The following is a 24,197-nucleotide window of genomic DNA, read 5'->3' as shown; positions in this document are numbered from 1 at the left end:
CTCCCTGACAGCCGTGCCCGCTGCGGAGGTCGGCAACCCCGTCGTCGGCGACCGAGTTCACCGCAGGTGACGGAGGTAGGCAGCCGGGTCGCTGAGGAACTGCCGCCAGTTGACGGTGAGCTCCAGCTCGTCCCACTGCGCGGGCCGCATCCCCCAGTCACCGACCTCCACCAGCTGGGCTCCCGGCAGGGCGGCGACGACGGGGGAGTGGGTGGCGACGACGACCTGCGCACCGGACGCCACCAGGTCCAGCAGCACCGTGACCAGCGCCAGACTGCCGCCGAAGGAGAGCGCCGCATCGGGCTCGTCCAGCAGGTAGGTGCCGCCCCCGCCGCCGGCCCGCCGGGTGAGGACCTCGAGGAACGCCTCCCCGTGGGAGAGCTCGTGGTAGCTCGGGTCGGGGCTGCCGATCCCCTCCAGGTGGCTGTACAGGGTGTGCAGCGTCTCGTCGCGGAGGAAACAGCCCCACCGGGACGCGCCGGGGCTGCGCTCGACGACCAGCCCGAGCGACTCCGGCTCGCTGGGCCGGGTGCTGAACCGGGTGTGCACCGTGCCGCCCTCCGGGTTGAGGCCCAGGGTGACGGCGAGCAGCTCCATCACCGTGGACTTGCCCGACCCGTTCTCACCGACCAGCACCAGTGCGCCGTGCGGCAGCTCCAGGCCGGTGTCGAGCAGCTGGGTGACCGCCGGCACGGTCAGCGGCCACTGCGCGCGCTCCTCGCCGGTCGGGGCGGGCCGGCCGGGATCGGGTCGGAAGCGGCGGATCGGTCGGCTGTCCACGCCGGCCATCCTGGCGGGCGGGTGTGACGGGACGGCGGTGTGCCGGGCTCGCGCCCCCACCGCCGCGCTCGCCCTGCAGCGCGAGCCCGGCGACTGCGCCGCGAGCCCGACGGACGGTCAAGGTCGCCAGGCGTCAGCGGCCCAGGTGCCGCCAGCGGCGGGTGCGGGCGCGCATCCGCTCCACGTCGTCCCGACCGAGCAGCCCGGCCAGCTCCTCGGCCAGCACCCGGCCCAGGCGCTGGCAGAACTCCACCGGCTCGTCCGCGGCGTCGGGCCGCTCGGGCACCACCCGGTCGACGATCCCGGCCCGCCACAGGTCGGTGGCCCGCACGCCCTGCGAGGCGGCGAGCTCGTCGGCCCGGTCGACGGTGCGGTGCACGATCGCCGACGCGCCCTCCGGGGGCAGCGGGCCCAGCCAGCCGTTGGCCGCGGCCAGCACCCGGTCGGCTGGCACGAGGGCCAGCGCGCCGCCGCCGGTGCCCTGGCCGAGCAGCACGGCGAGGGTCGGCGCCCGGAGCGTCACCATGTCCTGCAGGCAGCGCGCGATCTCCCCGGCCAGCCCGCCTTCCTCGGCGGCGACCGACAGCGCCGCGCCCGGGGTGTCGATCAGCGTGAGCAGCGGCAGCCGCAGCTCCGCGGCCAGCCGCATGCCGCGCCGGGCCTCGCGCAGCGCACCCGGGCCCAGCGGCGCCGACAGCGACTGGCCGCGCCGGTCCTGGCCCAGCACGACACAGGGGGCGCCGCCGAAGCGGGCCAGCGCGAGCAGCAGCCCGGGGTCGGACTCGCCGGCGCCGGTGCCGTTGAGGGTGACGACGTCGGTCGCCGCCGTCCGCAGCAGCTGGCGGGCCCCCGGGCGCTCCTGCCGCCGGGACGCGGTGACCACCTCCCAGGCGCTGCGGCCGTCCTCCGGGTCGTCGGCGTCCGTGCCGTCGCCCTCGACCGGGCCCTCGACCGAGGCGGTGCGGTGCCACGTCTCCCGGGCGGCGAGCACCCGTAGCGCCCGGTCGGCGACGTCGGCCAGCTCGTCGACCGGGACGACGCCGTCGATCAACCCGCGCGAGGCCATGTTCTCCGACGTCTGCACCCCCGGCGGGAACGGCTCCCCGTACAGCGCCTCGTACACCCGGGGGCCGAGGAAGCCGATCGCCGCGCCCGGCTCGGCGATCGTCACGTGCCCCAGCGAGCCCCAGGAGGCCAGCACCCCGCCGAACGTCGGGCCGCGCAGGTAGACCAGGTAGGGCAGCCCCGCCTCCTTGTGCCGGGCGATCGCCGCGGTGATGCCGATCATCTGCAGGAACGCGACCGTGCCCTCCTGCATCCGGGTCCCCCCGGAGACCGGCGCGGCCAGCAGCGGCAGCCCCTCGTCGGTGGCCCGGTCCACCGCCGCCATCAGCCGCTCCGCGGTGGCGACACCGATCGACCCGGCGAGGAAGCCGAACTCCCCGGCCACGACGGCGACCCGCCGGCCGCGCAGCGTGCCCTCGCCGGTGACGACCGCCTCGTCCTGGCCGCTCTTCTCCGCCGCGCGGGCCAGCTCTGCGGCGTAGCCGTCCTCGACCTCGCGCGGGGGCACGCTGGAGTCCCAGGACCGCCAGGACCCCGGGTCGAGCACGATGTCCCGCAGCGCCCGGGCGTCCAGCCGGGAGCTCACGTGGCGTGCCCGTCCTCGACGTCGGCGCCCTCGCCGTCGGGCTGCGGCACGCCCTCGGTCGGCCCGGACAGCCACCTCCGGATCGCCTCGCCGTCGGCGCCCAGCACCGGCGGCGGGGTGTGGTCGCGACGGGTCGTCTCGGTCTCGCCGTCGGTGCCGGGGGCGAAGAAGCGCAGCGGCGGGCCGGGCAGGGTGAGCGGCCCGGCGGTCGGGTGGTCGACGGAGATCGCCAGTCCCTGGGAGAGGGTCTGCTCCCAGGCGTAGACCTCGTCCAGGGTGCGCACCTTGCCGGCCGGCACGCCGGCCGCGGCCAGCCGGGCCAGCAGTTCCTCGGCCGGGATCTCGGCGAAGGCGGTCTCCAGCAGCTCGATCACCCGGTCGCGGTTGCCCACCCGCTCGCCGTTGGTGGCCAGGCCCTCGGCGTCGGGGTCGAAGCCGAACTCGGTGCACAGCCGGCGCCACAGGCCCTCGCTGCCGCAGGACAGCTGCACGCTCCCGCCCGCGCAGCGGAACAGGCCGTAGGGGGCGATCGAGGGGTGGTGGTTGCCCTGCCCGCGGTTGACCTGGCCGGCGACGGTGTACGCCGTCCCCTGGAAGGCGTGCACGCCGACGACGGCGGCCAGCAGCGAGGTGCGCACCACCTGGCCGACCCCGGTGTGCTCCCGCTCGTACAGCGCCGCGAGCACGCCGTAGGCGCCGTACATGCCGGCCAGCAGGTCACCGATCGGCACGCCGACCTTCTGCGGGTCCTCCGGGCCGGAGCCGGTGAGCGACATCAGCCCGGCCTCGCCCTGGGCGATCTGGTCGTAGCCGGCCCGCTGGCCCTCGGGGCCGTCGTGGCCGAAGCCGCTGATCGACAGCTGCACCAGCCGGGGGTTGAGGTCGGCGAGCACGTCGGTGCTGAAGCCGAGGCGGGCCAGCGTGCCGGGCCGGAAGTTCTCCAGCAGCACGTCGGCGCGGCGCACCAGCTCGGTCAGCACCTGCTTGTCCGCGTCGTCCTTGAGGTCGAGGGTGATCGACTCCTTGTTGCGGTTGGCGGAGAAGAAGTACGTCGACTCCCGGCCCGCGCCGTCGGGCTGGACGAACGGCGGGCCCCAGCCGCGGCTGTCGTCACCGCTGCCCGGGCTCTCCACCTTGATCACCCGGGCGCCGAGGTCGCCGAGCATCATCCCGGCGTGCGGTCCGGCCAGGGCGCGGGTCAGGTCGACGACGAGGACGCCGTCCAGGGGGCCACTCACGAGGGTGGAGTCCTTCCAACGAGACGACGGAGACGTCGGTCACCCTCTCACCGGTCCGCCGCGCGCGTCAGTCGAGCTGCCACCAGCCGGCAGACGGGGTGACGACCGCGGTCACCCGGCGGTCGTGCGGACCGGCCGGCAGCTCGGCCACCAGCTCCTCGTCGAACACCACGGCCACCACCGTCGCGCCGGGGCGGGCGTGCGCCAGCGCGCGGTCGTAGAAGCCGCCGCCGCGACCCAGCCGGGTGCCGTCGGCGGCCACGGCCAGCGCCGGGACGACGACCACGTCGGCCGCGGCCAGCGCACCCGGCGACAGGCGGGGGCCGGTCGGCTCGAGCAGCCCGAAGCGGCCGGGAGCCAGCCGGCCGTCGTGCTCGGCCCAGGACAGCTCCCGCCCGCGCGCCGGCACCACCGGGAGCAGCAGCCGGCCGGGCAGTGCGTCGGGCAGCCGGCCGGCGCCGGGCTCCTCGGCGGCGGGCACGTACGCGGCGACCACGGAGCTCCCGCCGAGCCGCTCGGCGAGCGCCGTGGCGAGCGCCTCGGCCGCCGCGGTACGGGCTGCCGGCGACCGGGCTGCGCGGCCGGCCAGCAGGGACTCCCGCAGCGCGGCCTTCGCGCTCACCACCTCGGGGGAGTCCGCCATGGCGGCAGGCTAGCTACGCTGCCCGGCATGTCGAGTGAGTCCGCCCCGAGCCCGCGCCCGGCCACGAAGTCCGTCATCCCGGTCGCCGGGATGGGAACCCGCTTCCTCCCGGCCACCAAGGCCGTCCCCAAGGAGCTGCTGCCGGTCGTCGACCGGCCGGCCCTGCAGTACATCGTCGAGGAGGCCGCCCGGGCCGGCGTCGGCGAGGTGCTCATGGTGACCGGGCGCAACAAGGGCAGCATCGAGGACTACTTCGACCGGACGCCGGAGCTGGAGACCGCCCTGGAGGCCAAGGGCGACCAGAGCCGGCTCGACGCGGTGCACGAGTCCACCGACGTCGCGCAGGTCTTCTTCGTGCGCCAGGGCGACGCGAAGGGCCTGGGCCACGCCGTCCTGCAGGCCGCGCCCTTCGTCGGCGACGAGCCGTTCGCGGTGCTCCTCGGCGACGACATCATCGACGCCCGCGACCACCTGCTCGAGCAGATGCTCGCCGTGCAGGCCGAGCACGGCGGCGCGGTGATCGCGCTGCTGGACGTCGGGGCCGACAACATCTCCAAGTACGGCGCCGTCGCCGTCGAGGACGCCCACGTCTCCGGGGACGCCGCCGGCGACCAGGTCTTCCGGGTCACCGGCATGGTGGAGAAGCCCCCGGCCGACGAGGCGCCCAGCACGCTGGCGATCATCGGCCGCTACGTGCTGCCCCCGGAGGTCTTCCCGGCGATCCGGGACACCCCGCCCGGCCGCGGCGGCGAGATACAGCTGACCGATGCGCTGCTCAAGCTGGTCGAGGACGGCATGCCCGTCCACGGCGTGGTCTTCTCCGGCCGCCGGTACGACACCGGTGACAAGCTCGACTACCTCAAGGCGGTCGTCCAGCTGGCGGTCGAGCGGGACGACCTGGGCCCCGCCTTCGGCCCGTGGCTGCGCAACTTCGTCGCCGACCTCCCCGCCGAGGGCGCGTCGCCCGCCTGAGCGGCCCCTCCAGAGGGCACCATCGGGCGCAGGTCCGTCATCGGCGCCGTGACCGGTCGATCCGGGCGCGGGGCTGGCCCGATGACGGAGGGACGACGGTGGTGGGGATGAGCGACGACAGCACACGCGGGTGGATCTCCGGCGGAGGCCGGGACACGACCCAGCTGGACCTGACGAGCGGCGGGCTGGTCCCGTCGCCACGGGACAACCGGCTGGTCTCCGGCCCGGCGCCGGTGGTCACCCACGACACCGTGCAGGTCGACCGGTCGGTGTTCTCCTCCGACCGGGTGCCCTCGCCGGCGATCGCCACCGGCGACCGGTCCCCGGACCCGATGGCCGACACCGGCTCGGTCGACGTGTCCGGGGTCCGGCTGCGCGCCGTCGAGCACCACCTGGACGAGATCCTCGGCGCCGTCCCGCAGCCCGACCCGATCGAGCTCGCGGTGCTCGACGCCCAGGGGCTGCTCTGCGCCGAGCTGGTCACCAGCCAGCGCTCGCTGCCCGCCTTCGACCAGGCCGGGCTCGACGGGTACGCCGTCCGCGCGGCCGACATCGCCACCGCGGCCGTCGAGCAGCCCGTCGACCTCGCCGTCGTCGGTGAGACCGCCGCCGGGGACGGGGAGCCGACCTCGATCAGCGCCGGCCTCGCGCAGAAGGTCGCCGTCGGCGCGATGCTGCCGGCCGGTGCCGACGTCGTCGTCCCGGCCGCCTGGACCGACCAGGGCACCGCCCGGGTCCAGGTCTTCGCCGCGCTCGCGCCGGGCAGCTACGTCCGCCGGGTCGGCGACGACGTCGCCACCGGTGACACCGCGGTGGAGATCGGCACCCCCATCGGGCCGGCCCAGATCAGCCTGCTGGCCGCCGTCGGGCGCGAGCGGGTCGCGGTGCGGCCGCGTCCGCGGATCACGGTGCTGTGCGCCGGGAACGAGCTCGTCGACGTCGGCGCGGTCGCCGGCCCCGGCCAGCAGGTCGACGTGAACAGCTACGCGCTGGCCGCCGCGGCGCGGGACGCCGGCGCCGCGGCCTACCGGGCGGGGATCATGCCCAACGACCGGCGGCGGATGGTCGAGCTGCTGGAGGGTCAGATGCTCCGCAGCGACATCGTCCTGGTCGCCGGCACCTTCGCCAACGGCGGTCACGACCTGCTCCAGGAGGCGCTGGACGAACTCGGTGGGGTCACCTTCACCCAGGTGGCCATGCACCCCGGCCCGGTGCACGCCTTCGGCAAGCTCGGGCCCGACGCGGTCCCGGTGATCTGCGTGCCCGGTGAGCCGGTCGCCGCCCTGGTCGCCTTCGAGGTCTTCGTCCGCCCGGCGATCCGGCTGATGCTCGGCAAGCGCCAGCTGTTCCGGCGCACCGTGCAGGCCGTCTCCGCCCAGCAGCTGCTCTCGCCGCTGGGGTACCGGCAGTACCTGCACGGCCAGGTCATGCGCCACCCCGACGGTGGTTACGTCGTCGAGCCGATCGGGGACGGTGACCAGGCCATGCTCGCCCGGATGGCCCGCGCCAACTGCCTGATCGTGGTGGACGAGGACGTCACCGAGGTGTCCGCCGGAGGACTCGTGACCGTCATGCCGATGCTGCTCGGGGGCTGAGCTGGACCCGTCCCTGCACCCGGGCTGGCCGGCCCGGCTGGCCTGGGGGCCGGTCGAACTGCACCCGCTGCGCCGCGACGACGCCCGCGAGTGGGCCCGGCTGCGCACCGCCAACGAGGCGTGGTTGCTGCCCTGGGAGCCCTCCACCGGGCTGACCTGGTCCCAGCGGCACACGCCGGCGGCCTACCGGGCGATGCGCCGGGCGGCGTCCCGGCGCGCCCGGGTCGGGACGTCGCTGCCCTTCACCGTGCGGTACGAGGGGCGGCTGGCCGGGCAGGTGACCGTCGACAACGTCGTCCGGGGGGCGCTGCGCTCCGGGAGCCTGGGCTACTGGGTCGACCAGGCCGTGGCCGGGCGGGGCGCGGCCTCGCTGGCGGTGGCGCTGGTCTGTGACCACGCCTTCGGGCCGGTGGGGCTGCACCGGCTGCAGGCCGACATCCGGCCGGAGAACGGGCCGAGCCGGCGACTGGTCGAGCGGCTGGGCTTCCGCCAGGAGGGGCTGTTCCGCGACTACCTGGACATCGACGGGGCGTGGCGGGACCACCTCGGCTACGCCTTGCTGGCCGGGGAGAACCCCGGTGGTGTGCTGGCCCGGTGGCGCACCCGCGCGCCACGCTGAGCGGCCGGGCGGGACGCCGAGACGCCGGTTGCGCCGGCGACGCGCCGACACACCGGGAGACGTCCCGGGTATCGGCAGTCCGCGGCCTTACCTTGACTCCCGAGTGACGGATGTGACTCGTGTGGCCCCAGGGATGGGGTCGTTCCGCTGGGCCAGGGATGGATCGGGGTGTTCGAGATGGGATCGGGCGTACTGCTGGCCGCTCTCGTCGTGCTGTGGTTCGTGGTCCTGGTGCCGATGGTGGTCACCCGGGGCGACACGCACACGGTGAACGGTGCAGCCAACTCAGGACGGACCCTGCAACGACGGCGGCCCGTGGACCCGGTGGTCCACGCCGAGACCGAGCGGGTGAGCATCGACCGGGCACAGCTGCGCAGCAGCGGTGAGCTGCAGGTCGACGTGCACGCCCGGCGTCGCCGCACGCTGGCCGGGCTCGTCGGCCTCGCCGTGCTGGCGCTGGTCGGTGCGCTGGCCTACCGGTCGTGGCTGTGGGCGCCGCAGGTGCTGCTGGACCTCGCCGTCGTCGGTTACCTGACGGTGACCGCGGCAGCGGCCAAGCGGGAGCGGCGGACCGCCGCCCGCCGTGCGGCCCGGGCCGCCCAGCGTCCGCCGCGCGCCCGCCCCGTGCAGCAGCGTCCGGCCGCTGCTCGCCCGGAGCCGGCGCCCGCACCGGCCCCGGTGGCGGCCGAGGCCGGTCAGGTGCACCCCAGCCTGCCGCTGGCCCCGGTGCACCCGCTGCGCCCCGGACGGGTGGTCGCGGCTCGTACCCCGGCCCCGGCCGGCTGGCAGCAGAGCGCCGTGGTCGGCCTGGACGACGAGGACATCGGCTTCGCCGACATCGACGTCTACGCCCCGAAGCGCGTCGTCAACGGCTGAGGGAGGACCTCCGGCGCTGCCCCCGTGCAGCGCCGGAGGAACCGGACGGTAAGCTCTCCGTCCGAGGGGCTGTGGCGCAGTCCGGTAGCGCACCTCGTTCGCATCGAGGGGGTCAGGGGTTCAATTCCCCTCAGCTCCACCCCGGTCAGGCCGGGCCCACCAGGGCCCGGCCTGACGCATTTCCCGGCTCTCTCAGCCCCCTGGCCTCGGGGCGTCGTCCAGCAGTGACCGGACGCCACCGGGCTCGTCCGGTCCGGCCACCGGACGTCGGCTCGACTGCTCCGGGAGCTGCGCCGTCCGGCTCGACGGGCTGACGTCCCCCGCTCAGAACCAGGAGGGGAGCCACATCCGCTGCAGCCACTCCGCGTTCGACAGCGGCTGGCCGGTGAGCACCGGGTGGAAGAAGGCGAACGTCACCACGACCACCGCCACGTACAGGCAGACGACGGCCAGCCCCACCTGGCGGCGCAGCGCGGAGGCGGCCGGTGGGCCCAGCACGTCCTGCAGCACGAACACGATCGCCAGCACGAAGAACGGCAGGGCCGGGGCCATGTAGAAGATGAACATCGTCCGGTCGAGGTTGAGGAACCAGGTGCCCCAGCCGGCGGCGATGCCGGTCGCGGCGACCACCGCCGCCGGGTCGTGCCGAGCGACGATCCGCCAGCCGAGCCACAGCAGCGCCGGGGTGAAGAGCCACCACAGCGTCGGCGTGCCCAGCATGATCATGTACCGGACGACCTGGTCACCCGCAGCGTCGGTGAGCCCCTGCGGGTTCCACAGCAGGATCGGCCGGCCGTCGACCAGCCACGACCACGGGCTGGACTCCCACGGGTGCGGGCTCGACAGCCCGCTGTGGAAGTCCAGCCACTCGCCGTGCATGTGCCACAGCGAGCGCAGCGCGTCCGGCACGAAGCCGAACGAGGTGTCCGGGTTCTCCGCGGCCCAGTGCCGGCCCTGCGCGTTCTCTCCGCGGAACCAGCCGGCGAAGGAGGCCAGGTAGGCCAGCACCGGGACGACGGCGAACGCCCAGGTCGCCCCGGGCAGGCCGCGGCGCAGCGCCGTCCAGGTGGGCCGGGGGACCCCCGCCTCCCGCCAGGCTGCCCGGTCCCAGAAGAGCGAGAGCACCGCGAACAGGGCCAGGAACCAGACCCCGCTCCACTTCACCGCGCAGGCGCAGCCGAACAGCACCCCGGCGGCGATCCGCCAGCCCCGCGGGCCGAGCCGGAACCCGGTCGCGGTCACCCGGTCGGCGCCGTCCCGGACCCGTTGCCGCACCCGGTCCCGGTCGACCACCAGGCAGGCGACCGCGCTGACCACGAAGACCTGGAGGAAGACGTCCAGCAGCCCGATCCGGCCGAGGGTGAAGGAGAAGCCGTCGACCGCCAGGAGCAGGCCGGCGAGCAGGCCCAGCAGCGTCGAGCCGGTCAGCCGGCGCGCCAACCGGGTCAGCACGACGACCGCCACCGTCCCGGCCACCGCGCTCGGCACCCGCCAGCCCAGCGGCCCGTACCCGAACAGCTGCTCGCCCGCCGCGATCAGCCACTTGCCCAGCGGCGGGTGGACGATGAACGTGTAGCCGCGGTTGTACTCGTAGCCGAGCTCCAGCATCTCGGCGCCCTCGGGCGGGTAGTACGCCTCGTCGAACACGAGCTCGGTCGGGTAGCCGATGTCCCAGAGCCGGGCCACCAGGGTCACCAGCCCCAGCACGGCGGTGAGCACCGCGGCCAGCACCCGGTCGGTCGGCAGCGGCGGGGTGCCCTGCCGGCGGGGCCGGGGGAGCGGCGGGAAACGGCGGGAGACGGGTGCCCCGGGGGCTGACTCCGTGCGTTCCGGGACCAGCACCGCCATGCCGGCCAGGGTATGTGGCCGAGCTGGGCGAGCCGGCGTGACAGGCTCGGCCGCATGACCGGACGACTCGTGCTGGGCGGGGCACCGCTGGGACAGCCCGGCGACGTCGGCCCGCGGCTGCGGCAGGCGATGGCCGACGCCGACGTCCTGGCGGTCGAGGACACCCGGCGGCTGCACCGGCTGGCCAAGGACCTCGAGGTGACCCTCACCGGCAAGGTGGTCACCTTCCACGAGACCGTGGAGCGGTCGCGGCTGCCCGGGCTGGTGGCGGCGATGACCGAGGGCCGCACCGTGCTGCTGATCACCGACGCGGGCATGCCGTCGGTATCCGACCCCGGCTACACGCTGGTGCGGGCAGCGATCGAGGCGGGCATCGAGGTGACGTCGGTGCCCGGGCCGTCGGCCGTCGTCACGGCGCTGGCCGTCTCGGGGCTGCCATGTGACCGGTTCACCTTCGAGGGGTTCCTGCCGCGCAAGGGCGGGGAACGGCGGTCGGCACTGACGGCGCTGGCCGCCGAGCCGCGCACGATGGTGTTCTACGAGTCGCCGCACCGGCTGGCCGACGCCCTGACCGACGCGGCCGGAGCGCTCGGCGCCGACCGGCCCGCCGCGGTCTGCCGGGAGCTGACCAAGACCCACGAGGAGGTCCGCCGCGGTTCGCTGGCCTCGCTGGCCGAGTGGGCCGCCGAGGGCGTGCGCGGCGAGATCACCCTGGTGGTCGCCGGCGCGGTCGCCGGCCCGGCCACCCTGACGCCCGCCGAACTGGCCGCCGAGGTCGCCGCGGAGGAGGCCGCCGGCGCCGACCGCAAGGAGGCGATCCGCACCGTGATGACCCGCACCGGCCTCCCGAGACGAGACGTCTACAACGCCGTCCTGTCCGCAAAGCGCCCCTGACCCGCGCCGTCGTCGCGGTTGTGCACCGGACGTCGGTCGTGGGTCGACCGACCGGCGGTCAGCGCACAACGCCGAGCGCGGCGGCGATCCGTGCGACCAGTCGACCTGGCTGGTGCAGGTCAGCCGCCGTCACGAAGAGCACGCGCCAGCCAGCCGCCGTCAGCCGGTTGAGCCGTTGCCGGTCGCGGGCGAACTGGCCGGGCTCCGCGTGCCAGAGCCCGTCGTACTCCAGCGCCAGCTGCTGCTCGGGCCAGCCGAGGTCCACCCGGGCGACGAACCGGCCGCCGTCCAGCACCTGGAACTGGGCGACCGGTGCCGGGAGACCGCTGTCACCGACCAGCAGGCGCAACCGGGACTCCTGCGGGGACTCGGCGAGTCCGTCGGCCAGGGCCACGGCACGGCGGGCGCGCCGACTGCCCGGTCCGAGGGCGGTGTCGGCCAGCCAGCGCACCTCCTCGAGGTCGGCGCCGGCGAGCACCACCAGCTGATCGACGGCGGCCACGGCCTCGACCAGGGGCAGCGCCGAGGCCAGCCGCACCGCGGTCGCCTCGGGTGTCGTCAGGTGCACGCCCCGGTGCCGGACGACGGTGCGTGCCTCCATGTCCGCGCGCCGGACCCGTAGTCCGGGGACCCGCACGGGATGACCGCCCGGCCAGCGGGTGACCTCCACGTCGTCCTCCGCCGAGGCGAGGGGGACTCCCCACAGCGCGGCCGCGCTCACCCCGGTGACCACGTCGTCCGGCAGCAGCAGACGCCCCGCAGCCATCGCCCGCAGCTCGTGCGTGACCGGGACCTCGCGGTGCACGTAGACGTCGGGGAACAGTCGTCGCCAGCAGTGCCTGCGCAGCTGGGCCGTCGTCAGCGCGCCGTCCCGGACGGCGTCGGACCCCCGGAACGGCGTGTGGCAGAGGTCGTCGGGCACGGCGAGCACACGCGCACCCTGCCGTCCCGGCCGCACACTCCGCGCCCGTCGTCCACAGGCTCCGCCGTTGTGCACTCATCGTCGGTCGGGCGGGCCTGAACCGACGACGAGCGCACAACGGCGGGCGGGAGGCGGGCTAGAGCCAGCCGGTGCGCTTGAAGCCGCGGTGCAGAGCCAGGCAGGCGAAGAGCATCAGCAGCAGCGCGGCCGGGTACGCCCAGGGCTCGTCGAGCTCGGGCATGTAGTCGAAGTTCATCCCGTAGATGCCGGCGATGGCGGTGGGCAGCGCGATGATGCCGGCCCACGCCGAGATCTTCCGCATGTCCTCGTTGTCGGCCAGCGAGGTGCGGGCCAGCGACGCCTGCAGGATCGAGGTCAGCAGCTCGTCCAGGCCGGTCACCTGGTCACGCACCCGCAGCGCGTGGTCTTGGACGTCCCGGAAGTAGGAGCGCATCGCCTCGGGCACCAGCTCGTTCGGCCGGTCGACCAGCGTGGCCAGGGGCAGCTCCAGCGGCAGGACCGCCCGGCGCAGCTGCATCAGCTCCCGCTTGAGCTGGTAGATGCGGCCGCTGTCGTCGGTGCGGCTCGGGCTGAACACCGAGGTCTCCACCTCCTCGACGTCCACCTCCACCTCGCCGGCGACCTCCAGGAAGTCGTCGACGACGTGGTCGGCGATCGCGTAGAGGACGGCGGAGGGGCCGTTGCACAGCAGGTCCGGCTGCTCCTCCAGCTGGGTGCGCAGCTTCCCCAGTTCCCCGTGCGTGCCGTGCCGGACGGTGATCACGTGATCGCGGCCGATGAAGACCATGATCTCCCCGGTGATCACCACCTCGCTGGTGGCGGTCAGCTGGTCGTGCTCGACGTAGCTCGCCGTCTTGAGCACCATGAACATCGCCTCGTCGTAGCGCTCCAGCTTGGGCCGCTGGTGGGCGTAGACGGCGTCCTCGACGGCGAGCGGGTGGAGCCCGTAGTGCTCCCCGATCGCGGTGAGCTCGGCCTCGGAGGGCTCGTAGAGCCCCAGCCAGACGAATCCGCCCCGGTCGCGGGCCACCTGCAGCGCCTCGGACGGCGCGACGTCCAGCCGCTCGCCCTGCACGTAGACGGCGCAGTCGACGACCGGGTCGTCGGTGTCCCGCTCGGGTTGCTTCTCCCGGGGCGCGCCCGCCGGGCGGGGGCGCAGCGTCTGCGGGAGCTCGGCAGGCGTCCCGGGGGTGCGCCTGCTGGTCGTGCTGTCGGTGTCGGTCACCGGTCCTCCCTCGGGTCTGTCGGGGTCCAGCATCCCCGGCCCACCACCCGCGGGTCTCACCCCGGCGGGTGAGACGTGCGTCGCGGGCGCTGCGGTCGGCCTCCGGAACGCCCGACCTGATCCGGGACACCCGTTCCTCGGTCAGGAGACCCCCGTGCCCAGCGCCGTCCTCGACGCCCCCCGCGCCACCCCCGCCGTCGCCCCGGCGACCGTGCGCCCGGTGCGGCTGCCGGCGACCGTCGCCGCCGCCGGGGGGCTCTCCGTGCTGGAGGCCCTGGCGCTGCTCGCCTTCGGGCTGACCAGCCTGGAGGGCGTCTTCGGTTCCGGGGTGCGCCCCTCCGGCTGGCTCGTCGCCGTCACCCTGCTGCTGCTCGCCGCGTGGGTCGTGCTGTGCGCCGGCGGCGGGGCCGGCCTCGTCGACGGAGCCGGTCGGATGCTGCTGGTCGCCGTGGCCGTCGGGGAGATCGCCCTGCTGGTCGTGCTCTGCGCGGTGGGACTGGTCGGTGCGAACGGGGTCCTGCTGGTGGCGATCGGCCCGATCGGCGGCCTGCCGGTGCCCGCGCTTGCGCTGCTGGGCCTCGCCGTCCCCACCGGGAAGCTGCTGCTGGCCAGCGCGCCGTCCGCGCTCGCCTGGGTCGCCGCCGGAGGGCGCCCCCGGCCGGCCCGCCGGGCACCCGTGGTCGAGCACCGCGTGCTGCGGGGCGTCACCCTGGCCGGCATCGGGCTGGCGCTGGCCGCCGTCGCGCTGGTGGGCGTCCCCGCCGAGGACCTCTCCGCACCGAGCACCGTCGCGGTCACCGACGCCCCCTGAGGACGCGCCGGTCAACCCGGTCGACGCCGGTCACTACCCTCAGGCCGTGACAGATCGGCACATCCTCACCGCCGTCGCCTGGCCCTACGCCAACGGCCCGCGGCACATCGGACACGTCTCCGGGTTCGGCGTCCCCTCCGACGTCTTCAGCCGGTTCCACCGGATGTCCGGCGACAAGGTGCTGATGGTGAGCGGCACCGACGAGCACGGGACGCCGATCACGGTCGCCGCCGACGCCGAGGGCATCACCCCGCGGCAGATCGCCGACCGCAACAACCGGGTCATCGTCGACGACCTGGCCAGCCTCGGGCTCAGCTACGACCTGTTCACCCGGACGACGACGGCCAACCACCGCGCGGTGAGCCAGGAGATCTTCCTCGGCCTGCTGAAGAACGGCTACGTCTTCCCGCAGACCACGCTGGGCGCGATCAGCCCGTCGACCGGCCGCACGCTGCCCGACCGCTACATCGAGGGCACCTGCCCGATCTGCGGCTACGACGGCGCCCGGGGCGACCAGTGCGACAACTGCGGCAACCAGCTGGACCCGATCGACCTGGTGAACCCGGTCAGCCGGATCAACGGCGAGACGCCGAAGTTCGTCGAGGAGGAGCACTACTTCCTGGACCTGCCGGCGTTCACCCGGGCACTGGGCGACTGGCTGGGCACCCGGGGGAACTGGCGCCCCAACGTCCTGAACTTCAGCGTCAACCTGCTCGAGGACCTCAAGCCGCGCAGCTACACCCGGGACATCGACTGGGGCGTTCCGGTGCCGCTGGACGGCTGGCGGGACCGGCCGGACAAGCGCATCTACGTCTGGTTCGACGCCGTGGTGGGCTACCTGTCGGCGTCCATCGAGTGGGCCCGCCGCTCCGGTGACCCGGAGGCCTGGCGGCAGTGGTGGCAGACCCCGGACTCCGACGCCTACTACTTCATGGGCAAGGACAACATCGTCTTCCACTCCGAGATCTGGCCGGCCCAGCTTCTCGGGTACAACGGGGCGGGCGACAAGGGCGGGACACCGGGCTCCTACGGTGCGCTGAACCTGCCCACCGAGGTGGTGTCGAGCGAGTTCCTGACCATGGAGGGGCGGAAGTTCTCCTCCTCGCGCAACGTGGTCATCTACGTCCGCGACTTCCTGGCCCGCTACGACGCCGACGCGCTGCGCTACTTCATCGCCGTGGCCGGCCCGGAGAACCAGGACACCGACTTCACCTGGGCGGAGTTCCTGCGCCGCAACAACGACGAGCTGGTCGCCGGGTGGGGCAACCTGGTCAACCGCTCGGTGTCGATGGCCGCCAAGAACGTCGGCGCCGTCCCGACCCCGGGTGAGCTGACCGACGCCGACCGGGCGCTGCTGGCCACCACCTCCGGGGCCTTCACCGCCGTGGGCGACCTGCTGTCGCGCAACCGGCAGAAGGCGGCGGCGACCGAGGCGATGCGGGTCGTCGGTGAGGCGAACAAGTACCTGTCGGACCAGGCGCCGTGGAAGCTCAAGGAGGACCCGGCCCGCCGGGACACCGTGCTGCACACCGCGCTGCAGGCGATCAAGGACTGCAACGCCCTGCTGACGCCGTTCCTGCCGCACTCCTCGCAGCAGGTGCACGAGCTGCTGGGCGGCACCGGCGTGTGGTCGGTCGCCCCGCAGGTGGTCGAGACCGAGGACCTGGACGACGGCTCGCCGTACCCGATCATCACCGGGCCCTACGACCAGGGGCAGGCCGTCTGGGCGTCCACGCCGCTGCCGCCGCCGGGCACGCCGCTCGCCCCGCCGAAGCCGGTGTTCACCAAGCTCGACTCCTCGATCGTGGAGGAGGAGCTGCGTCGGCTGGAGGAGGGCGGCCAGAGCGGGTCGGGCGGCGAGGCGTGACCTCGCAGACCACCAAGATGGCCATCTTGGTGGAGGCGTGAGCCGGTCGGCGTCCTCGCGGGCGAACCGGCGGGGGGAGCCGCCGCCGTCCCCGGAGCCGCTGCCGTCCCCGGCGGTCGACAGCCACACGCACTTCGACATCGCCGTGGGCGGCGAGGACCGGGAGCCCACCGACGCGGAGGTCGACGAGGCGATCGCGGCCGCCGTGGCCGTCGGCGTCCCGCGGTTGGTGCAGGTCGGGGTGGACGTCGGGTCCTCGCGCTGGTCCGCCGCGCTCGCGGCCCGGCACCCGAACGTGCTGGCGGCGGTGGCGCTGCACCCCAACGAGGCGGGGGCCGGGGCGGCGACCGAGACGGCGCTGGCCGAGATCGACCGGCTCGCCGCGCTGCCCCGGGTGCGGGCGGTGGGGGAGACCGGCCTGGACCGCTACCGCACCGGCCCCGAGGGCTGGGCCGCCCAGGAGGCCTCCTTCCGGGCGCACATCGACATCGCCAAGCGGCACGGGATCGCCCTGGTCATCCACGACCGCGACGCCCACGACGAGGTGCTCCGGGTGCTGGACGACGAGGGTGCGCCCGAGCACACCGTCTTCCACTGCTTCTCCGGCGACGCCGGGTTCGCCCGGGCCTGCCTCGAGCGTGGCCACGTGCTGTCCTTCGCCGGCACGGTCACCTTCTCCAGCGCCGGCGCCCTGCGCGAGGCAGCGGCGCTGACCCCGCTGGACCAGCTGCTCGTCGAGACCGACGCCCCGTTCCTGACCCCGGCCCCGCTGCGCGGACGCCCGAACTCCGCCCGGTTGGTACCGCACACGGTCCGGGCGCTGGCCGAGGTCACCGGGGTGCCGCTGGACCAGCTGTGCGGCGCCCTCACCGCCACCGCGGAGCGCGTCTTCGGCCGCTGGGACGACTGAGGCGGGTGGGCCGCCCCCCGGCCAGCTGAACCGGGGCACACTGGGGGAGTGGGCCGCCTCATCGCCGTCGTGCTCTTCATCGCCTTGATGGTCCCGGCCGCCATGCTGGCCCGGGGCTGGTCACTCGCGTCCGGTCGCCGGGCCGTCGCCTCCGCCGGTGTCGAGTTCGTCCCGGTGACGCCGGAGGCGACCGCGCAACTGGCCCGTCAGGCCACCCACGCCCACCGGGTGCGGCTCCTCGGGCTGCTGCTCGGGCTGGCGTTGGTGGTCAGCACGGTGGTGCTGTTCGCCGAGGCGTCGGTCTTCCTCTGGGTGCCCGCCCTCGCCGTGGGCCTGCTGGCCGGCGTGCTGCTGGCCGAGGCGACCCGGCCGCGGCCGCGCTGGGCGACGGCCAGCCCGGCGCGCCGACCGCGGCGGTCGGAGCAGATCTCGCTCTGGCTGCTGTGGACCATGCGCGCCGCGGTCGCGGGGGTGGTGCTCACCGCCCTGCTGCAGGTCGAGGACCTGGCGTCGCCGGTCGTCGCGACCGCGACGGCGGTGCCGCTGGCCGGTTGGCTGCTGGCCGAGGCCGCCCTGCTGCGGGTGTGGCTGCGCCCGCTCCCCGCCGAGGGTGCCGACGTGCCGGTCGACGAGGCGCAGCGCACCTGGACCGCGCACCTGTCGGTCGCCGCGGCCAGCGTGCTCGCCCTGCTGCCGCTGGGGGCGCTGCTGCTCCGCGCCGCGATCGAGCTCGGCGACCAGGTGAGCTCCGACGGCGCCGGGCTGCTGCCGGTGGCCCTCGTCGCGGGCGGGTTCTCCGCGATCATCGCCGGACTGGTGGTGGCCGGCTTCCTGGTGACCTGGTTGCGCCCGGTGCGGCAGACCTCGCCCGCGCTGGCCTGAGGCGCTTCGGGCGCACGGCCGGCTGTGGCCTTGCGCACGGCCACGATCGTGTCGACTCCGCACTCTCATGGCGCGTTCTCACTCACCGTGTCGGCGCGCCTGCAGAGGGCTGAGTCGACATGGTGGTTTCTTGATCTCGCACCGTTCTCTTCCGTCAGGCGTTCGTTATCGTGCCGTGACCGACAAGCCGGGGTGGGGAACACCTGGGCGCTCGTTCCTGCCCGGGTGACCGTTCCCGGTCCCGGAGCTCGTCGGGCCGCACGGTGATGGGCGCCGCCCCCCGGGTCAGGTCCGTCGGCTGTCGCCCTCGTTCCCCTGCCCGGGCCCCGTGACCCGTGGATGTGTTGTGCACCGATCGCTGAAGTCGATTCTCTTCACCCTGGTCCTGCTGGGCCTGGTGGGGGGTTCCGCTGCCTACTTCGCTGCCCAGAAGACGGTGACCCTGACCGTCGACGGCCAGTCGCGCGAGGTGCGCACCTATGCCGGCACGGCCGCTGAGGTGCTGGCCGACGAGGGCCTGGAGCCCGCGTCGCAGGACGTCGTCCTGCCCGACCCCGGCGACGCGATCGGCGACGGCGCCACGATCGTGCTCAACCGCGCCCGGCCACTGACGCTGACCGTCGACGGGGTGCGCACCGACGTCTACACGACGGCCCTCTCGGTCGACGGCGCGCTCGCCGAGCTCGGGTACCGCACTGACGAGCTGGTGCTCTCCGCCAGCCGCAGCCAGCGCCTGCCGCTGGACGGCATGGACCTCGCCATCACCACGAACAAGGACGTCACGCTGATCGCGGACGGCCAGCAGCGCGTGGTCACCACCACCGCGGCGACCGCCGGTGACCTGCTGGCCGAGCAGGGCATCGCCCTGTCGGCCACCGACCGCACCTCGATCTACCCGCAGCAGCCCCTGCTGGACGCGATGGTCCTGCGGGTCACCCGGGTCGTCGTCACCGACGTGACCGAGGTCCAGCCGCTGGACTACGCGACCGTCGAGACGCCGGACCCGAACGCCTTCCAGGGGCAGCGCACGGTCACCCAGCCGGGGGTCGAGGGCGCGCAGACGGTCACCTGGCGGGTCACCGTCACCGACGGGGTCGAGACCGGCCGCGAGCAGCTGGGTGTCGAGGTCAGCACGCCGGCGGTCGACCAGCAGGTGGCCGTCGGCACCAAGGAGAAGCCGGCTGCACCGGCCGCCGTCGTCAGCGCCGACGGCCTGAACTGGGGCGCGCTGGCCGCCTGCGAGTCCGGTGGCCGGCCCACCGCGGTGAGCGGCACCGGCAAGTACCGCGGCATGTACCAGTTCTCCACGGGCACCTGGGCCGCCGTCGGGGGCAGCGGTGACCCGGCCGCCGCGTCGGCCGAGGAGCAGACCATGCGGGCGCAGATGCTGTACGCCCGTTCCGGCGCGGGGCAGTGGCCGCACTGCGGCCCCCGCCTGTTCGGGTGAGCCGGACCTGAGCGACACCCCGGAGCGGGCCGACGCGCTGCTGGGCCCCGCGGCCATCCGCGAGCTGGCCCAGCAGCTGGACCTGCGACCGACCAAGACCCTCGGGCAGAACTTCCTGCACGACGCCAACACGATCCGCAAGATCGTCCGGACGGCCGACCTGCAGGACGACGACGTCGTCTGCGAGGTCGGGCCGGGCCTCGGGTCGCTGACCCTCGGGCTGCTGCCCGCCTGCGCGCACGTGACCGCCGTGGAGATCGACCCCCGGCTGGCCGACCAGCTGCCGGTGACCGTCGCCCAGCGGGCCCCGGACGTGGCCGGGCGGCTCACCGTGGTGACCGCGGACGCCCTCCGGGTGCAGGAGCTGCCCGGGCCCCCGCCCACGGCCCTGGTGGCCAACCTGCCCTACAACATCGCCGTCCCGGTGCTGCTGCACCTGTTGGAGCTGGTGCCCACCATCCGCACCTCGCTGGTGCTGGTGCAGGCCGAGGTCGCCGACCGGCTCGCCGCCGCGCCCGGCACACCCGCCTACGGGGTGCCCAGCGTCAAGGCCGCCTGGTACGCCGACGTCCGGAGGGCCGGCAACGTCCCGCGGCCGGTCTTCTGGCCGGTGCCCAACGTCGACTCCGGGCTGGTCGCGCTGACCCGCCGACCGGCTCCGGACGGCGACCGGGCGGCCACCTTCGCCGTCATCGACGCGGCCTTCGCCACCCGTCGCAAGGGCCTGCGCGCGGCGCTGGCCCGCTGGGCCGGCAGCCCGGCCGCCGCCGAGGTCCGGCTGCGCGCCGCCGGCATCGACCCGACCACGCGGGGGGAGCAGCTGTCGGTCACCGACTTCGCCCGGCTGGCGGCCACCGACCCGGTCGCCGCGGAGGAGCGGTAGCGCGTGCCGCGGCCGGGAGGCAGGGTGCACCGGTGGACGACGGTGGACCGGCGGGCAGGATGACCCGGTGAGCAACGCGACCGCAGGCGGCCCCGGCCGGCTCGCCGGCAACGGCGCCGTCACGGCGCGGGCGCCGGCGAAGGTCAACGTGCACCTCGGCGTGGGGCCGCTGCGGGCCGACGGCTTCCACGAGCTGGAGACGGTCTTCCTCGCCGTGTCGTTGTTCGACACGGTCACCGTCCGCCGCGCCGAGGGGCTCTCGCTCACCGTCCGCGGCGAGGGCACGGGGAGCAGCGCCGGCCCGGCGAGCGTGCCCATCGACCGGCGCAACCTCGTCTGGCAGGCCGCCGAGCTGCTCGCCCGGCACGCCGGGGTGGCGGCCGACGCGCACCTGACCGTCGACAAGTCGATCCCGGCCGCGGCCGGGCTCGCGGGAGGCAGCGCCGACGCCGCGGCCACGCTGGTGGCGCTCGACGCACTGTGGGGGACCCGGGCGACCCGCGGCGACCTGGCCGCGCTCGCCGCAGTGCTGGGCAGCGACGTCCCCTTCAGCCTGCTCGGCGGGGTGGCGCTGGGCACCGGGCGCGGCGAGCGGCTGACGCCGGTGCTGGCCCGCCGGCGCTGGGACTGGGTGCTCGGCATCGCCGGGGAGGGGCTGTCGACCCCCACCGTGTACGGCGAGCTGGACGCCCAGCGGGCAGCCGGCACGCTGCCGGACGGCGAGCTGATGGCCGCCACCGGGCCGGTGCTCGCCGCGCTGCACAGCGGTCCGGCGTCGGCGCTGGCGGCCGCGCTGCACAACGACCTGCAGGCGCCGGCGCTCCGGCTGCGCCCGGAGCTGGACCGGGCGATGCGGGTCGCTACCGAGGCCGGCGCCCGGGCGGCGCTGGTCAGCGGCTCCGGCCCGACGGTGGCCGCGCTGGCCGAGGACGAGGACGGGGCCGTCCGGCTGGCCGACGAGCTCGCCGGTGCCGGGGTGTTCCGGACCGTGCGGGCCGTGCACGGCCCGGTCCACGGCGCCCGCCTGGTGGGCTGATCCCCGGCCGACCGGGTCCGTCCAGCCGCCGTCCGACGTCCCGGGTGGCGGGCCTGGGTGCCCGCTCCCGACCTCGGCCCTAGGCTCAGGGTGGGCCGCCGTGGTTCTGCCCCGGCGGGCCGGTTGATGGGGGATGGGGTAATCGGCAGCCCGCCGGCCTTTGGAGCCGTGCAGTCTCGGTTCGAGTCCGAGTCCCCCAGCCAGTCAGCGCCCACGCGCGCCGCCAACCGTCGCCATCGCGAGGAGTTCGTTCCGTGACCCTGCAGGACACCCCCACCACGGACGGCGCCGTCGGCGCCGTCGTCGTCCTCGCCGCCGGGCAGGGGACGCGGATGCGCTCGCGCATGCCCAAGGTGCTGCACCCGATCGGCGGCCGCTCGCTGCTGGGGCACGTGCTGGCGGCGGCCGCCCCGCTGCGGGCCACCCAGACCGTCGTCGTCGTCGGATCCGGGCGGGAGGCGGTGGCCGAGCACCTCAGCGCGGTCGCGCCGGGGGCGCTGCCGGTCGTGCAGGAGGAGCAGCTGGGCTCCGGGCACGCCGCAGCGGTCGCGCTGGACGCGCTCACGGAGGTGACCGGTGCGGTGCTGATCCTCAACGGGGACGCGCCGCTGCTGCGCGAGGAGACGCTGACCGCACTGGTCCGGGCGCACCAGCAGGCCGGCGACGTGCTCACCGTGCTCACTGCCGAGGTGGCCGACCCGACCGGCCTGGGGCGGATCGTCCGGGACTCCGGCGGCGCGGTGCGGGCGATCGTCGAGGAGCGGGACGCCGACGACGCCCAGCGGGCGATCCGGGAGGTCAACGCCGGGGTGTACATCGGCGATGCCGCCGCCGTCCGGGAGGCGCTGACCAGGGTCGGGGCCGCCAACGACCAGGGCGAGCAGTACCTGACCGACGTCCTCGGTCTGCTGGTGGCCGACGGCGCCCCGGTCGGCGGGCACCGGGCGGCCGACCCCGACGACACCCTGGGCTGCAACGACCAGCGTGAGCTGGCCGCCCGGCGCCGCACGATGAACGACCGGGTGCTCGACGACCTCATGCGGGCCGGGGTGGTCGTGGTGGACCCGCAGACCACCTGGGTCGACGTGACCGTCGAGGTGGCGGCGGAGGTCGTCGTGCACCCCGGCACGCAACTGCTCGGCGCGACCACCATCGCTGCCGGCGCGGTCGTCGGGCCGGACACGACGCTGACCGACACCGAGGTGGGGGAGGGGGCGTCGGTGGTCCGGTCGCACGTCCAGCTGGCCGAGATCGGCCCGGCGGTGACCGTCGGCCCGTTCAGCTACCTCCGCCCGGGCACGCGGCTGGGGCGCGGGGCGAAGGTGGGGGCCTACGTCGAGACCAAGAACGTCGAGCTCGGTGAGGGCTCCAAGGTGCCGCACCTGTCCTACGTCGGCGACGCGACCATCGGGGAGCACAGCAACATCGGTGCAGCGACGGTGTTCGTCAACTACGACGGCGTCGACAAGCACCGCACCACGGTCGGCGACCACGTGCGGATCGGGTCGGACACCATGCTCGTGGCGCCGGTCACCGTGGGGGACGGCGCCTACACCGCAGCCGGTTCCGTGATCACCACCGACGTCCCGCCCGGGGCCATGGCCGTCGCCCGGGCCCGCCAGCGCAATGTGGCAGGCTGGGTCGCGCGGCGCCGTCCGGGCACCCCCGGCGCAGAGGCAGCAGCAGCGGCCGACGACGCAGCGGCCGCCGCAGCCACCGACACACGGACCACCGAGTCCGCGGACCGGCCCCCGGCCGCTACGGACGACGACCAGCAGGGGCGATCATGAGCGCGATCAGGCAGACCACCAACAAGAGCCTGATGCTCTTCTCCGGCCGGGCATACCCCGAGCTGACGATGGAGATCGCCGGGCACCTCGGCGTCACCCCCACCCCCACCTCGTCCTACGAGTTCGCCAACGGTGAGCTGTTCGTGCGGTTCGAGGAGTCGGTGCGCGGCTGCGACGCCTTCGTGGTGCAGAGCCACACCGCACCCATCAACACCTGGCTCATGGAGCAGTTGATCATGGTCGACGCGTTGAAGCGCGCCTCGGCCAAGCGGATCACCGTCGTCGCCCCGTTCTTCCCCTACGCCCGGCAGGACAAGAAGCACCGCGGCCGCGAACCGATCTCCGCCCGCCTGGTCGCCGACATGTACAAGACCGCCGGCGCCGACCGGCTGATGACCGTCGACCTGCACACCGCCCAGATCCAGGGCTTCTTCGACGGGCCCGTCGACCACCTCTTCGCCATGGACCTCCTCATCGAGGAGGTCAAGCGCAAGTGGGGCCACTGCGACCTCACCGTCGTCTCCCCGGACTCCGGCCGGGTCCGCGTCTCCGAGCGGTGGAGCGACAAGCTCGGCGGCACCCCGCTGGCCTTCATCCACAAGACCCGCGACGTCACCCGGCCCAACGAGGTCGTCGCCAACCGGGTCGTCGGTGAGGTCGAAGGGCGCGTCTGCATCCTGGTCGACGACATGATCGACACCGGCGGCACGATCGCCAAGGCCGCCGAGACGCTGTTCGAGGCCGGCGCCGCCGACGTCATCATCGCCGCCACCCACGGGGTGCTCTCCGGCCCCGCGGTCGACCGCCTGAAGAACAGCCGGGTCAGCGAGGTGATCATCACCAACACGCTGCCCATCGAGCCCGAGCGTCGCTTCGACAAGCTGACCGTGCTCTCCATCGCCCCCCTGCTCGGCCGGGCGATCAAGGAGGTCTTCGAGGACGGCTCGGTGACGAGCTTGTTCGGTGGGGCGAGTTAATTTGCGACCCTCCGGGCCGCAACGCGGCCAGGAGGCGTTCCCGACGTGAGTTGAGCCGTTGCCCGCGGCGTCGGCAGGGACCCTCCGGGCCCCGTGCCGGCGTCGCGGACGGACCCACCTGCCGATCCCGGCGGGAGCCTGCGGCCCCGCGCCGGGATCGGCAGACGCCCTTCGGGCGATGGGTCCGGGGTCCGCCCGCTGGTGGCGCTGGGATCGTCCGCTGGTGGCGTTGGTACGTCCCCGTCTCGGGGGGCACTTGCGCTCAGGTACGCTCGTGGAGTTGCCCGGCGAGGGAGCGGTTCTCCGACTC

The 24,197-nt window shown here is 74.7% G+C and carries 21 protein-coding genes and 2 tRNA genes; 16 read left to right on the top strand and 7 right to left on the bottom strand.

The features are described from left to right. Positions 1 to 57 precede the first annotated feature (57 nt). The 4 genes from O2W15_RS03585 to O2W15_RS03570 form a co-directional block, all read right to left on the bottom strand. The gene (locus O2W15_RS03585) at positions 58 to 780 is read right to left on the bottom strand and encodes an AAA family ATPase (protein ID WP_269178387.1); all 723 of its coding nucleotides are present in this window, start codon (positions 778 to 780) and stop codon (positions 58 to 60) included. 133 nt (positions 781 to 913) lie between these two features. Then, positions 914 to 2,431: a carboxyl transferase domain-containing protein gene (locus O2W15_RS03580; protein WP_269178386.1), complete on the bottom strand. Its 1,518-nt coding sequence runs from the start codon at positions 2,429 to 2,431 to the stop codon at positions 914 to 916. Beyond that, positions 2,428 to 3,669, bottom strand: a complete 1,242-nt coding sequence (locus tag O2W15_RS03575) for a CaiB/BaiF CoA transferase family protein (protein WP_269178385.1) — start codon at positions 3,667 to 3,669, stop codon at positions 2,428 to 2,430. Before O2W15_RS03575 ends, O2W15_RS03580 begins: the two co-directional genes overlap by 4 nt. Before the next feature lie 67 nt (positions 3,670 to 3,736). Then, entirely contained in the window at positions 3,737 to 4,312 is a 576-nt protein-coding gene (locus tag O2W15_RS03570) for a 5-formyltetrahydrofolate cyclo-ligase (protein WP_269178384.1), read from the bottom strand. 27 nt (positions 4,313 to 4,339) lie between these two features. On the opposite strand from O2W15_RS03570, the gene O2W15_RS03565 reads away from it, so the two are divergent. The 5 genes from O2W15_RS03565 (at position 4,340) to O2W15_RS03545 (ending at position 8,513) form a co-directional block, all read left to right on the top strand. Further along, positions 4,340 to 5,284 (top strand): UTP--glucose-1-phosphate uridylyltransferase, encoded by a 945-nt coding sequence (locus O2W15_RS03565; protein WP_269161572.1) that lies wholly within the window; start codon positions 4,340 to 4,342, stop codon positions 5,282 to 5,284. Positions 5,285 to 5,391: 107 nt separating this feature from the next. After that, positions 5,392 to 6,879 carry a molybdotransferase-like divisome protein Glp gene (gene glp, locus O2W15_RS03560; RefSeq protein ID WP_269178383.1) on the top strand — a complete coding sequence of 496 codons (1,488 nt, stop codon included), beginning with the start codon at positions 5,392 to 5,394 and terminating at the stop codon, positions 6,877 to 6,879. A 1-nt stretch (position 6,880) separates the two neighbouring features. After that, positions 6,881 to 7,498, top strand: coding sequence for a GNAT family N-acetyltransferase (locus O2W15_RS03555; protein ID WP_331253861.1), 618 nt, complete (start codon positions 6,881 to 6,883; stop codon positions 7,496 to 7,498). A gap of 177 nt (positions 7,499 to 7,675) precedes the next feature. Continuing rightward, positions 7,676 to 8,374 (top strand): divisome protein SepX/GlpR, encoded by a 699-nt coding sequence (gene sepX / locus O2W15_RS03550; protein ID WP_269161701.1) that lies wholly within the window; start codon positions 7,676 to 7,678, stop codon positions 8,372 to 8,374. A 65-nt stretch (positions 8,375 to 8,439) separates the two neighbouring features. Beyond that, positions 8,440 to 8,513: transfer RNA gene (locus tag O2W15_RS03545), tRNA-Ala, on the top strand. A 185-nt stretch (positions 8,514 to 8,698) separates the two neighbouring features. Here the strand turns inward: O2W15_RS03545 and O2W15_RS03540 are convergent. Continuing rightward, entirely contained in the window at positions 8,699 to 10,222 is a 1,524-nt protein-coding gene (locus O2W15_RS03540; RefSeq protein WP_269178382.1) for a dolichyl-phosphate-mannose--protein mannosyltransferase, read from the bottom strand. A 54-nt stretch (positions 10,223 to 10,276) separates the two neighbouring features. Here O2W15_RS03540 and rsmI point away from each other — a divergent pair, with 54 nt between their 5' ends. After that, on the top strand, positions 10,277 to 11,116 hold the full coding sequence (rsmI, locus tag O2W15_RS03535) for a 16S rRNA (cytidine(1402)-2'-O)-methyltransferase (RefSeq protein ID WP_269178381.1): 840 nt from the start codon (positions 10,277 to 10,279) through the stop codon (positions 11,114 to 11,116). A 58-nt stretch (positions 11,117 to 11,174) separates the two neighbouring features. Here rsmI and O2W15_RS03530 read toward each other — a convergent pair whose 3' ends face one another. Both O2W15_RS03530 and O2W15_RS03525 read right to left on the bottom strand, forming a co-directional pair. Beyond that, positions 11,175 to 12,047: an endonuclease domain-containing protein gene (locus O2W15_RS03530; protein ID WP_269178380.1), complete on the bottom strand. Its 873-nt coding sequence runs from the start codon at positions 12,045 to 12,047 to the stop codon at positions 11,175 to 11,177. Between the two features lie 127 nt (positions 12,048 to 12,174). Then, positions 12,175 to 13,284, bottom strand: a complete 1,110-nt coding sequence (locus tag O2W15_RS03525; protein ID WP_269161577.1) for a magnesium and cobalt transport protein CorA — start codon at positions 13,282 to 13,284, stop codon at positions 12,175 to 12,177. A gap of 154 nt (positions 13,285 to 13,438) precedes the next feature. Between O2W15_RS03525 and O2W15_RS03520 the strand changes: the two genes are divergently transcribed. The 10 genes from O2W15_RS03520 (at position 13,439) to O2W15_RS03475 (ending at position 23,887) form a co-directional block, all read left to right on the top strand. Then, positions 13,439 to 14,095, top strand: a complete 657-nt coding sequence (locus tag O2W15_RS03520; protein ID WP_269161578.1) for a hypothetical protein — start codon at positions 13,439 to 13,441, stop codon at positions 14,093 to 14,095. Positions 14,096 to 14,141: 46 nt separating this feature from the next. Beyond that, a complete protein-coding gene (gene metG / locus O2W15_RS03515) occupies positions 14,142 to 15,962 on the top strand; it encodes a methionine--tRNA ligase (RefSeq protein ID WP_269178379.1) in 1,821 nt (606 codons plus the stop codon). Positions 15,963 to 15,999: 37 nt separating this feature from the next. Beyond that, positions 16,000 to 16,872: a TatD family hydrolase gene (locus tag O2W15_RS03510; RefSeq protein WP_269178378.1), complete on the top strand. Its 873-nt coding sequence runs from the start codon at positions 16,000 to 16,002 to the stop codon at positions 16,870 to 16,872. A gap of 48 nt (positions 16,873 to 16,920) precedes the next feature. Further along, positions 16,921 to 17,754 (top strand): hypothetical protein, encoded by an 834-nt coding sequence (locus tag O2W15_RS03505; protein ID WP_269178377.1) that lies wholly within the window; start codon positions 16,921 to 16,923, stop codon positions 17,752 to 17,754. Positions 17,755 to 18,100: 346 nt separating this feature from the next. Further along, complete coding sequence (locus O2W15_RS03500) at positions 18,101 to 19,201, top strand: resuscitation-promoting factor (RefSeq protein ID WP_269178376.1); 1,101 nt, start codon at positions 18,101 to 18,103, stop codon at positions 19,199 to 19,201. Then, on the top strand, positions 19,092 to 20,084 hold the full coding sequence (gene rsmA / locus O2W15_RS03495; RefSeq protein ID WP_269178375.1) for a 16S rRNA (adenine(1518)-N(6)/adenine(1519)-N(6))-dimethyltransferase RsmA: 993 nt from the start codon (positions 19,092 to 19,094) through the stop codon (positions 20,082 to 20,084). Before O2W15_RS03500 ends, rsmA begins: the two co-directional genes overlap by 110 nt. A gap of 67 nt (positions 20,085 to 20,151) precedes the next feature. Beyond that, the gene (locus tag O2W15_RS03490) at positions 20,152 to 21,120 is read left to right on the top strand and encodes a 4-(cytidine 5'-diphospho)-2-C-methyl-D-erythritol kinase (RefSeq protein WP_269178374.1); all 969 of its coding nucleotides are present in this window, start codon (positions 20,152 to 20,154) and stop codon (positions 21,118 to 21,120) included. A 127-nt stretch (positions 21,121 to 21,247) separates the two neighbouring features. Further along, positions 21,248 to 21,323 (top strand) — tRNA-Gln (locus O2W15_RS03485). A gap of 51 nt (positions 21,324 to 21,374) precedes the next feature. Beyond that, entirely contained in the window at positions 21,375 to 22,910 is a 1,536-nt protein-coding gene (gene glmU / locus O2W15_RS03480) for a bifunctional UDP-N-acetylglucosamine diphosphorylase/glucosamine-1-phosphate N-acetyltransferase GlmU (RefSeq protein ID WP_269178373.1), read from the top strand. Continuing rightward, positions 22,907 to 23,887: a ribose-phosphate diphosphokinase gene (locus O2W15_RS03475; protein ID WP_269161586.1), complete on the top strand. Its 981-nt coding sequence runs from the start codon at positions 22,907 to 22,909 to the stop codon at positions 23,885 to 23,887. The genes glmU and O2W15_RS03475 overlap by 4 nt, the downstream gene beginning before the upstream one ends. The last annotated feature ends 310 nt before the right edge of the window (positions 23,888 to 24,197 follow it).

The sequence above is a fragment of the Modestobacter sp. VKM Ac-2979 genome, assembly GCF_026967995.1.
In the GTDB taxonomy this organism is placed as follows: domain Bacteria; phylum Actinomycetota; class Actinomycetes; order Mycobacteriales; family Geodermatophilaceae; genus Modestobacter.
This window is presented reverse-complemented; position numbering and strand designations above follow the sequence as displayed.